General features: G+C 66.2%; 6 protein-coding genes. 1 reads left to right on the top strand and 5 read right to left on the bottom strand.

Features of this window, described 5'->3' with window-relative positions:
• The first annotated feature begins 102 nt into the window (after positions 1-102).
• On the top strand, positions 103-1527 hold the full coding sequence (locus FBZ88_RS02415) for an amidase (RefSeq protein WP_145615229.1): 1425 nt from the start codon (positions 103-105) through the stop codon (positions 1525-1527).
• 156 nt (positions 1528-1683) lie between these two features.
• On the opposite strand, the gene FBZ88_RS02420 is transcribed toward FBZ88_RS02415, so the two are convergent.
• From FBZ88_RS02420 to FBZ88_RS02440, 5 genes are all read right to left on the bottom strand, one after another.
• Positions 1684-3381, bottom strand: coding sequence for a tannase/feruloyl esterase family alpha/beta hydrolase (locus FBZ88_RS02420; RefSeq protein WP_145615230.1), 1698 nt, complete (start codon positions 3379-3381; stop codon positions 1684-1686).
• Positions 3378-4805 (bottom strand): MFS transporter, encoded by a 1428-nt coding sequence (locus tag FBZ88_RS02425; RefSeq protein ID WP_246138458.1) that lies wholly within the window; start codon positions 4803-4805, stop codon positions 3378-3380. Before FBZ88_RS02425 ends, FBZ88_RS02420 begins: the two co-directional genes overlap by 4 nt.
• Positions 4802-6859, bottom strand: a complete 2058-nt coding sequence (locus FBZ88_RS02430; protein WP_145615231.1) for an acetoacetate--CoA ligase — start codon at positions 6857-6859, stop codon at positions 4802-4804. The genes FBZ88_RS02425 and FBZ88_RS02430 overlap by 4 nt, the downstream gene beginning before the upstream one ends.
• Before the next feature lie 139 nt (positions 6860-6998).
• Positions 6999-9320 carry a TonB-dependent receptor gene (locus FBZ88_RS02435; protein WP_186464158.1) on the bottom strand — a complete coding sequence of 774 codons (2322 nt, stop codon included), beginning with the start codon at positions 9318-9320 and terminating at the stop codon, positions 6999-7001.
• 155 nt (positions 9321-9475) lie between these two features.
• Entirely contained in the window at positions 9476-10567 is a 1092-nt protein-coding gene (locus tag FBZ88_RS02440) for an AraC family transcriptional regulator (RefSeq protein WP_246138459.1), read from the bottom strand.
• Between the last annotated feature and the right edge of the window lie 367 nt (positions 10568-10934).

Genomic DNA, 10934 nt, shown 5'->3' on the forward strand with positions numbered 1-10934 from the left:
TCGGGCGGGGCGGTGATCGACCCGAGCTTCGTCATCCCCACCCTATGTTGAGGCCCCTTCCCGTTCCTCACCTTCTCCCGGCCAACTGAAAGAGACAGCCTGATGACCAACCTCGCCGACCTGACCGCGACCGCCCTGTCCGACGCCTTCGCCGCGGGCACGCTTTCCCCGGTGGAGGTGATGGAGGCCGTTCTCGATCGGGTGGAGAGGCTGGAGCCGCTGCTGCACGCGACCTACGCGCTGGACGGCGACGGCGCGCTGGCGGCCGCGCGGCTTTCGGAGGAGCGGTGGCGGAAGGGGGCGGCGCTGGGCCCGCTGGACGGGCTGCCGGTGACACTCAAGGAACTGATCGCCACGCGCGGCGTGCCCAAGCCCATGGGAACGGCCGCTGTGGAGCTCATCCCCCAACCGGAGGACGCGCCCATCACGGCGCGCCTGCGTGAGGCCGGGGCGATCGCCTTCACCAAAACCACCGTGCCCGATTACGGCATGCTCTCCTCCGGGCTTTCCAGCTTTCACCCGTTGACGCGCAACCCCTGGGACCTGTCGCGCAACCCCGGCGGGTCCAGCGCCGGGGCGGGTGCCGCGGCGGCGGCGGGTTACGGCCCCCTGCATGTCGGCACGGACATCGGCGGCTCGGTGCGGCTGCCGGCGGGCTGGTGCGGCGTCTTCGGGTTCAAGCCCAACAACGGGCGCATTCCCATCGACCCGCCCTATATGGGCCGTTCCGCCGGCCCCATGACGCGCACGGTGGACGACGCAGCACTGCTGATGACGGTGATCTCCCGCCCCGACGCGCGCGACTTCATGAGCCTGCCGCCCGCCGACCTGCCATGGCGAAACCTGGCGGGCGACGTCCGGGGCCTGCGCTTCGGCCTGATGCTGGACGCGGGATGCGGGTCCCCCACCGAGCCGGAAGTGGCCGAAGCCGTGACGGCGGCGGCCCGCCTGTTCGAGCAGGCCGGGGCGGTGGTGGAGCCGATGGCGCCCTTCGTCACACCGGAGATGTTCGACGGCTTCGACCATTTCTTCCGCATGCGCTTCTGGGCCGAGACGAAGGATCTGCCCCAGGACCGCTACCGGAAGATCCTGCCCTATATCCGGGCCTGGGTGGAACCGGCCGCGGCCTATGACGCGATGACCATCTACAGCGGCTTCAGCGGCCTGATGGCCATCCGGGAACAGGGCGTACGGGCCAGCCAAGCCTATGACTACATCCTGTCGCCCGTGGCGCCCATGCCGGCCTTCGCGGCCGAGCTACCCAGCCCCAACAACGACCCCGCGCGGCCCTTCGACCACATCGGCTTCACCATGCCCTTCAACATGACCGAGCAACCCGCCAGCTCGATCAACTGCGGCTATACGTCGACGGGCCTGCCCATTGGCCTGCAGATCGTGGGACGGCGCTTCGACGATATGGGCGTGCTGCGCGTCTCCCGCTGGTTTGAGGACGCACGAGGGCCCCAGCGCCCCTGGAGCGAATTGTCGGAATTATTGGAAGGTTCTGCGCAGGTGCGTGGGTCGTGAAGACGGCGGCCGTCGCCTGGATTCCGTATTCGCCGTGGACAGCCCGGCCAGTACGGTCACCACCTTCCATCAGGGCTTTTGGCGGGAAGTGACAAGAGCCAGAGTGGCCGATCTCAGTGCCCCGCAACCAGGCCCCGACTTTAAGATCCCGTCGCGTCAATGTTGCCCGTCCTTGTCACCCTCCGGGCGGTTCCCCTCCGAATGGTTCGGCGTGGACGAGCAAACGAAACTTTCCGCCGCGCTGGTCGAACCGCGTCCGTCATACGACGCCTTTTGCGGATACGCGCACAGCGGCCGTTGAAGCTGGATCGTCTTCGGGTCTCCCATCGCGAACTTCGTGGCGATCACGCGGTCGGGCGCGCGTCCCCCGTTGGCCCAATCGACCAACGAGGCGAAAAGGTCGTCCCCCGGACCGCCGACGGGCGGTTGCGGCGTGCCGCCAAGCGCCGAGTTGAACGCGTCGGGGCCGGGGCCGCCACCGCAGTGCATCAGCCCGGGCGCCAAAAAGAGCCTGGCAACATCCCGGGCCTGGTCCATGCCCCCCAGTTCATGCACCTGGCGGTCATAGAACGCGACCGACTGGCCCGGCGGCACCAGCGTGTCAGCCAGGCCATGATAAATAATCAGCTTGCCGCCGCGCGCCTTGAACGCACGCAAGCTTCCCCGGGTCGCGTCGTTGACATCGCCGCCCAGGGCCCGGTCGACCGTGGGCATGTCACGATCAAGGTCGAAGCCCCGCCAATCCCAGTCGGCGCCGAACACCCATTTGAACAGGCTGCCGAATTGCGGCTGGCCGTTGGCAGCACTCTGCAGGAACGCCCAGCCGAACCGGCCCTGAACCTCGCTGCCCGGCGGCCAGCCGAAAAAGACCGCGCGCCCGTCCGCGGTGGTCGGGCCATCGTAGAACGCGCGGGCGGTCGCGACCTCGGCCGACGTCAGGCATTGGTCGGACTCCGCGCCCTGGCAGCCCAGTTCCGCAGGATCGAAGGGACAGCTGAGGGGGTCGGTGATGAAGGCGTCCCCCTGCAGGCCGTAGCCGCGACGGTTGCAGCTTGCGACCGCCGCGTCGTTCAGCAATCGAAGCTTGGCATCCGACAGGTGGCTGCCGGGTGTGCGATTGGCGGCGATGAAGTCCCACAGGACGGCGGCGTGTCCCCAGGTCCGATTGATGACGGGCGCGCCGACCAGGATGCCGTCATAGTCCGCCGGATAATAGAGCGCCTCGATCAGCCCCTGCTGCCCCCCGGTCGAACAGCCGGTGTAGTAGGAGCGCGTGGCACCCCGGCCGTAATAGGCCTGGGCGATGGCCTTGCCGGTCACCGTCATGATGTGGGTGGACAGACGGCCCCAGTCCTTCCACTTGCGCGGATGACCGATAAGCGCATCGCCGTCCAGCGGCGTCGCGGGTGCCGTTCCCGTATCGGTCGTCGCCACGGCGTACCCGCGCCGCAACCCGCTGACCATGCTGCCGTACCCGCCCTGAAGCACGCCGGCGAATCCCCCGTTGCCGTTGCCGTGAAAGACGCCGCCCCAGGTGCCGACCGGCAACCAGACCTCGACCCCGATATCGGAATCGGGGGCCGATCGGACATGGGCGACAACACGGCAGAAGGCCGGCAGGGTCGATGCGTCGCGGAGACCCGGAGGGACCCCCGCCCCTTTTTCAACCATCGCGGCGCTGTCGACGGTGGTGTCCTTGAGGCGCAGTTGGGTAAGCGCCTCACAGCGGGCGGCATCGGCCGCTGTCGCCGTTTCGGCCGCCGGTGACGGCGTGGCGAGCGCGAAAGCCGCCATCGCCATGGCGAGCGGGGTCAAGAGCTTTGAAAAGTTAAGCGCTGAAACCTTCATGGTCATGAACCTCGCCTGGCGGAAGATGATTTGGCGTCCCGGGTCAAGAAATAGGTGCATGTCAGCGATATGAAGCACACGCCGAACAGGAAGATGGAGATCGGCAGGGTCGACGCGTACTTCGCGAACAGGGCGGTCGCGATGATCGGGGCGAACCCGCCGCCGATGACGGCGCCCAATTGGTAACCCAGCGAGGCGCCGGAATAGCGCACTTCCACCGGGAACAATTCGGCGAAAAGCGCCGCCTGCGGGCCGTACATCACGCTCAGGCACAGCAGTTCCACGACGAGCGCCACCAGGACGGCCGGATAGGACAGCGTCTCCAACAGCGGGAAGAAGGCGAAGGACCACAGCCCGGTCAGTGCCGCCCCGGCCATGAAAAGGGTTGATCGCCCCCACCGGTCCGACAGCGCCCCGAAGAACAGCAGGCCGGGCACCATGACAACGCTCGCCGCCACCACGGACGCGAGCATTGCGCTTCGCGACAGGTGCAGGACCGAGTCACCATAGGACACGGCATAGGTGATCGCGGCGTAGAAGCATGTGTTCGAGGCGATGAAGGCCCCACCCGCCAACACGATCTTCCTGGGGTGGCGTGCCAGAACCTGAAGGACCGGTGACTTGCGCTTTTCCTTCCGGGGGAAATCCTGCGTCCGAGCGGCCTGTTCGAATGCCACCGACTCCTCCAACCTCGTCTGGATATAGAGGCCGACGAAAACCAGCGCGATGCTCAGGATGAACGGCACGCGCCAAGCCCAGGTTTCGAACGCGTTCTGCGGGAAGGCCGCCACCACGAAGAAGTAGACGATGTTGGACAGGACCACGCCCAACGGGACGCCCATCTGGACGAAGCTGCCGTAAAAGCCGCCCCTGCCTGGGGGAGCGCTTTCGATCGCCATGAGGGCGGCACCGCCCCATTGCCCGCCGACGGCGATGCCCTGGACGAAGCGCAGGGCCAGGAGCAGCAGCGGGCTGAAGACGCCGACACTCGCATATGTGGGCAGGAAGCCGATCGCGGTGGTGGCGAGGCCCATGGTCAGCAGCGCGACCAGCAGGGCCTTCTTGCGGCCGAACAGGTCCCCGAAATGGCCGAATACGATGCCGCCGAACGGCCGGGCGATGAAGCCCACGGCGAAGGTGCTGAACGCCGCGAGCTGGGCCACCAGCGGTGGCAAGTCCGCCGCGAAGAAGATCTTCGGAAAGACCAGGGCGGCGGCCGTTCCGTAGACGAAGAAATCGTACCATTCGATGGTGGCGCCGGCACCGGCCGTCAACGCGACCTTGAAGAGCGAGGTCCCTTTGGTCGCCGCCCCATTGTTCGCCGCTGATGAATCCGTCATTTGTTCTTCCCGGGCCGGCGCCCGCCCGTCAGCCACGGGCTGCGCGGCAGACGGTTGACGCAACGCTTTATCCACTTGCCGCGCGTTCATCCAATGTCACCCCTGGCAATGTCCCCCCCGGCTTTCGTTTCCGCAGCGCCCGATCGTTCCCGCCAGGCCTCGGCCTGCGTGATGTACCAGGGAATGACGCCGGGATTCTCGGTCAGATTGGGATCAATGACCTTTGCCACGGGCCAGCCCTGGAACAGGCGCTTGATCGGCAGTTCCTGCTTCTTGCCGGACAGGGTACGCGGAATCGCCGGTGCCGGAATGAACGCGTCGGGGATGAACCGGGGCGAGAGCGTGTCCCGGATGGCCGCGACCACGGCCGCCTCCAGGTCCGGACCCCAGGCGCGCCCGTCGCCGGGGACGACAAACATGAGCAGCTTGCTGTCGCCGGCGCCATCCTCGAGGTCGATCACCAGGCTGTCCGCAATGGACCCCAGGCGCTCCACGGCGGCATAGATGTCGGCGGTGCCCATCCGCAAGCCGTGCCGGTTGATGGTGGCGTCGCTCCGTCCGGCGATGACGCAGCTTCCGTCAGCCTCCACCGCCAGCCAATCACCATGCCGCCAGATGCCGTCCCACGCGTCGAAGTAGGTCGAGCGATAGCGGCTGCCGTCCTCGTCACCCCAGAAGAACAGCGGCATGCTGGGGAAGGGCCGCGTGCAGACAAGCTCGCCGACGCGCCCGCGCAGCGCGTGTCCATCCTCATCCCAGGCCTCGACCGAGGCGCCCAGGTGGCGGCATTGAAGGCGGCCAGGCGTCGGAGGCAATTCCCGGTTCCCCGACAGGAACGCGGCGGCGATGTCGGTCCCGCCGGAGATGTTGCACCACCAGATGTCGGGGGTGCCCACGGCGTCAAACTGCGCGGTGCCCCAGTCCTGGACATCGGCCGTCAATGGGGAGCCGGTACTGCCCAGCGCGCGGATGGCCCTCAGGTCACCGATCCCGTTCAAGGCCAGGCCCGCCTTGCGGCAACTGGCGAAAAACGCCGCCCCGGCACCGAACCAGGTCACGCCGTGCCGCGCGGCGAACGCCCATAAAGGCTGCCATTCCGATTGCCCCGCGGCACCTTTCGGCGAACCGTCATAGAGGCAGATCGTCGTCCCGGTGAGAAGTCCACCGACCTGGATGTTCCACATCACCCAGCCCGTGGCACTGTACCAGTGGAATCTTTCGCCGACCGTGTTGAGCGAATAGCTGGGGCCCAGGTCCAGGTGCATGTTGCCGACGCAGGCCGAAACGACGATGCCGCCGTGCCCGTGCACGATCGCCTTGGGCAGGCCTGTCGTTCCGCTGGAATAGAGAATCCACAGCGGATGATCGAAAGGCAGCCATTCGGGCTCGAACGCCGCGACCTCCGCGTCGTCCGCAGACTGGGCACCGTCGAAGTCGACCGAGTCCCGTATGTGCGCCGCGCCATGTCCTGTCTGGATCGCGAACAGGGACGCGACGGTGGGCAGCCCGCGCCGGATCGCCTCGACGGTGGCGGAGCGATCCATGCGCCGGTCGCCATAAAAGACCCCGTCGACGGCGATGAGCGCCTTGGGTGCCGCCTGCCGCAATCGATCCAGCACCGCTGGCGTGCCCATATCGGGCGAGCACATCGTCCACACCGCGCCCAGGCTGGCACAGGCGAGCATGGAAACGACCGCCTCGGGGATATTGGGCAGGTAGGCCGCGACCACGTCGCCGCGCCCTATGCCCCCGCGACGCAAGGCGAGGGCCAGCGACGCCGTGCGCCGCCGCAACTGGCCCCAGGTCCATTCGATGGCCTGCCCGCCTTCCCCTTCCGCGATGATCGCCGGTTGCCCGGCGGCATCGGCCAGGTCGGCATGGCGAAACACCTGGCGTGCATAATTCACCTGCGCGCCCGCGAACCAGCGTGCGTCCGGCATCGCCCCGTCCACGATGACGGTCGGCGGCGTCGGGGATTCCAGCGCGTGATAATCCCAGACGCTCAGCCAGAACGCGGCGAGATCGGATCGCGACCATTCCCACATCGCCGCGTAATCAGGAAATGTCAGGCCGCGTTCCCGATGCAGCCATTCCCGATATAGTCTTATCTGGGGGACGCTGTCGCCCGCCCCGCGATTTGTCATGTCGGACTTTCCTCGTGAATCAATGGCCAGCGCCGCTCCGGATCGCGGCGCCGGGCCCGGTATGGGGGCCGCGGTCGAGACCCGGATGCCGAGCACCGGCCCATCCGGACCGCGCGGTAACCCGGGCCTCGCCGCCCGCTCAAAACCGGTGATAAAGCGTCGCCCCATACATGCGCGGCATGCCGATGGACCCGGCGGTGTACGCCGTCGCACCGGGGCTGGTGTTCGCCTGGCTGATATAGCGGACGTCGAAGGCGTTGCGGACCCAGCCGGTCAGCGACCAGGCCTTGTCGAAGGTGCCCAGGCCGATCGACGCGTTGAACAGCCCGTACCCGTCCTGGGAGACGAGCGGATTGTTGTAGATGTCGAAATAGACCCTGCTCTGCCATTTGTAATCGGCGCGCGCGGTGACCTCCAGGGCGCCGGAAACCGGGAAGACGTACTCGCCGGATACGTTGAACTGCCATTTCGGCGCCTGGGTGAGCGTATTGCCTTCCAAGTTCTTGGCACCGGGCGGCAAAGCCTGGCCATCGCTGGTCACACCCACGCATGCGGCGGCGGTCGGCAGGGCCGGATACAGCGGATCGTTGTTGCAGAACTTCCCAAATGCCGTATCGAGGCGCGTGGCCGCCCCCGCCACCTTCAGCCCTTCGGCCAGAATGGCCTCGACTTCGAATTCGACGCCCTTGATCGTGGCGGCGGACGAGTTCTCGACCTTCGGGAACTGCACCCCCGTCTGCACGTTCGTGCGGAAGACGGTCTGCTGCAGGTTGGTGTAGTCGGCATAGAACGCGGTAAGGCCCATACGCAATTTGTTGTCGAACAACTTGGCCTTGGTGCCGATTTCGTAGTTCCAGACATATTCCGGATTGAAGAAATTAACCGGCTGCGTGATGTCGCCCAGGGTGTTGAAGCCACCCGACTTGAAGCCACGGGACACGCTTGCATAAACCAGCGTGTTGTCCTGGGGCGCGTAGTCAAGCACGAAGCGGGGCGTGAAAGCCTTCCAGATATCCTTGTCGGCGAGAAGATAGTGGAGCCCGCCCGACGTGGCATCCATCGCGTAAGACTTGGAGTCGAGAGTATAGCGCCCGCCGGCCGTCGCACGAAGATTGTCGGTCAGGTTGTAGCGGAACTGCGCGTAGGCCGCATACGAGTCCAGCGTTTCGGCCGGAAGATAGACCAGCAGGTTCTTGACCGCCGCCGTGCTGAGGTACAGCGGCTCACTCGAATCCCCGTGCATGTAGAACAGGCCGGCGACCAGATCCGCCCGGCTGCCCACGTCCGTGGTCGCGGTGAGTTCCTGCGTCACCTGCTTCGCGTACAGGCCGATGAGATCGAACCGCGCGCTGGGCACCGGCGTCAGATCGACATCGAGGTTGGTCAGGTCGATATCGTGCTTGATGAAGCCCGTGGTCGAGGTAATCGACGTGTCCGGCCCCAGGTCCAGGTGCGCGGTCAGGGTGGCCCTGATGTCCTCCACGTCCCGTTGATTGGGTTCGTTGAAATAGAAGGTCAGGTCGTCAATGTTGTTGCGGGGATAGGCATACCCCGGCACTTCGGCCGGCGTGGGCCTGGCCGGATCGGCACGGCCCAGCAGAAGATTGAACGATGGGTCACTGCGGTCACGCGTGTAATCGACCAGCGCACTGATGCTGAAGATTTCGGACGGCTTCACCAACACCTGGCCGCGCACCTCCGTCAGGTCGGCATTGTCGTTGTGACGGCCGAGATACGCGTTGTCCGTCCAGCCATCCGCACGGTCCCGCTGGAAGGAGACGCGGGTCAGAACCTTGTCGGACAGCGGCACGTTCACGAAGCCCTTGGCCCCGAAACGCGAATAGTTGCCACCGGTAAGTGCCAGTTCGGCATCGGTCTGATCGGTCGGGGCCTTGCTGTTGACATTGATGGCGCCACCCGTCGCGTTGCGGCCCTGGATGGTGCCTTGCGGCCCGCGGAGAACCTCCACCCGTTCGACATCGAGGAAGGACGGGTTCATCATGAAATGGTTGAGCAAGGGAACGCCGTCGAGCGACACGGTCACACCCGACTGGCTGCCGATGTCCTGCCCGGCCTGGCCGATGCCGCGCATGGCGATGAACACATTGGTGGAGCGCGTGCCGAACTGGAGGCTGGGCGCGAGTTGGACGAGGTCGCCCACCTCCTTCACGCCGGCCTTCTCCAGCGTTTCGCCCGAGACGGCGGTGATCGCTATCGGGATGTTCTGCAGCCCTTCGGCGCGCTTTTCGGCCGTCACGAGAATTTCCTCCAAGCCGAGGTCGCGCGAGGCGTCGGCCGGGGCGGCCGAGGCGCCATTCTGCGGCTGAACGGCGGCCCCCTGGGTGGCGCCCTGGGTCTGGGCTTGCGCCCACACCTGGCCCGTGGCCAGGCATCCACCGACCAGCGCCGTCGCCCCCAACCCCAGCGCGCGCCCACGACGGATCAGCCTCAAGCTGCTCATGTCCTCCCCTCCCTTTTTTTTGATGCGATTGACGCCGGGGATCTCACGCCCCCGGTCGAGGCGGATCTTCGCATTTGCCGGATGAGAGGCAATGACACGGGTGACGCCATGATTTGGCGGAAGTGACATGGGGGGCGGCGCGGCCCCATCCCGCCCTATGCGATGCGCCGATCCTTGAGAAGGACGGTCGCGGCGCCGACCTTTGCCGCGTCGGCCATGTACTCGGTGCGATAGGCCGATGGCGTCATTCCGGCCCAGGCGCAGAAATGGCGCGAAAAGCTGCCGGGTTCGCTGAACCCCACGGTAAGGCCGATCTCCGTGATCGGCAGATCGCTCGCGAGCAGGTAGGCCGCGGCCAATTCCCCGCGCAGGCGCGTCCTCATGTCCTGGAAGCACTCCCCTTCCAGCGACAGATCCTGGCGAAGCCGCCTGGGTCGAGTGCGCAGGCGCGCGGCGACGACCTCGACCGGCGCCGACCAGAGGCCGGCGCGCTGGAAGTCGATCAGCACCTGCTGCGTCCGCTCCCGCCAGGTGGGGCCACGATCGGGAATGTCGAACCAGTCGGGCTCACTCGCGTAGTAATCGTCATATTCCTTGATGGAACTGTGCACCAGGCGCACCGCCAGATCGTCCCAGTCGTAAGACAAGGCATCCACCGGCGCGTCGAATTGCACGGGACAGCGGAACAGCGCGAACCGGTCGAAGCCGTTTTCCTGCATGGGGCGCGGCCCCCGGATGGAAAGGCCGCGAAGCACCAGCGGACGGCCGATCAGCCAACTGAAGAACTGGTATATCCAGACGAACCGGATCCAGACCAGGATGTCCCGGTTCACACCCGGGATGGTCTGGTACTTGCAGATGTGCTGAAGGCCGGAGCCGTGCTCCTCGGTGATGCCCGGCCCCACATCGGCGGACATCGCGTCGGTGAAGCGGATGCTGACCCGCAGCGCCTCGCCCAGGGTGGCGCAATGCAGGAAGGACAGGAGACGCTCGGCCTCGAGCGCGAGGCGACAGCCTTGGGCGAAGAAGCCGAGATAGACGTCATCAAGCGCGAACTGAATCCGACGGATCAGCCGAACCAACGCTTGCCCATCGATCGCGGCGCGCGCGTTCCCGTAAACCGCCGGATCGATCGCCGCGTCCCGTAAAAGCGCGTGGGGGTCGAACCCTTTGAGCACGGCGCCTTGCAGCAGTTGCCGGACCGCCTCGCCATCCAACCCCATTTTTCCCGTGGGTTCTTCTTCCATCCCGTATTCGTTCTTATGGCGACATGGCCGGGCCGATGTCGCGTACCGCAAGGCGTCCATTATTTGCAGCGCCCCATCCGCGCCGCAAGGGCCGGGTGACTGTCGCGTGTCGCACGGCAGTTCCCCCACGACAGCACGCGCACCGCCACGGGCGATCGCTGGGACGTACAAGGGACCTTGACACGCCAAGTCATTTATTCACAGTCTAATAAAAATTAACAGCAAGCGCCTGGCCTCCTCACCCCCCGCATTCCTTGAACGGAATGCTCCGGGGCCGTGCCCGAAGGTCGCCGCGACGGGAGACTTCCGGTGATCAACCGACGTGATTTGGCGGTCGCGATGGCCGCGATGGCAAGCGTGCCGGCCA

The organism is Nitrospirillum bahiense, from assembly GCF_007828025.1.
Classification (GTDB): domain Bacteria; phylum Pseudomonadota; class Alphaproteobacteria; order Azospirillales; family Azospirillaceae; genus Nitrospirillum; species Nitrospirillum amazonense.

Excerpts from the sequence above, each read along its gene's own strand:
- FBZ88_RS02415 (WP_145615229.1), top strand. The coding sequence starts at position 103 with ATGACCAACCTCGCCGACCTGACCGCGACCGCCCTGTCCGACGCCTTC.
- FBZ88_RS02420 (WP_145615230.1), bottom strand. The coding sequence starts at position 3,381 with ATGACCATGAAGGTTTCAGCGCTTAACTTTTCAAAGCTCTTGACCCCG.
- FBZ88_RS02425 (WP_246138458.1), bottom strand. The coding sequence starts at position 4,805 with ATGAACGCGCGGCAAGTGGATAAAGCGTTGCGTCAACCGTCTGCCGCG.
- FBZ88_RS02430 (WP_145615231.1), bottom strand. The coding sequence starts at position 6,859 with ATGACAAATCGCGGGGCGGGCGACAGCGTCCCCCAGATAAGACTATAT.
- FBZ88_RS02435 (WP_186464158.1), bottom strand. The coding sequence starts at position 9,320 with ATGAGCAGCTTGAGGCTGATCCGTCGTGGGCGCGCGCTGGGGTTGGGG.
- FBZ88_RS02440 (WP_246138459.1), bottom strand. The coding sequence starts at position 10,567 with ATGGAAGAAGAACCCACGGGAAAAATGGGGTTGGATGGCGAGGCGGTC.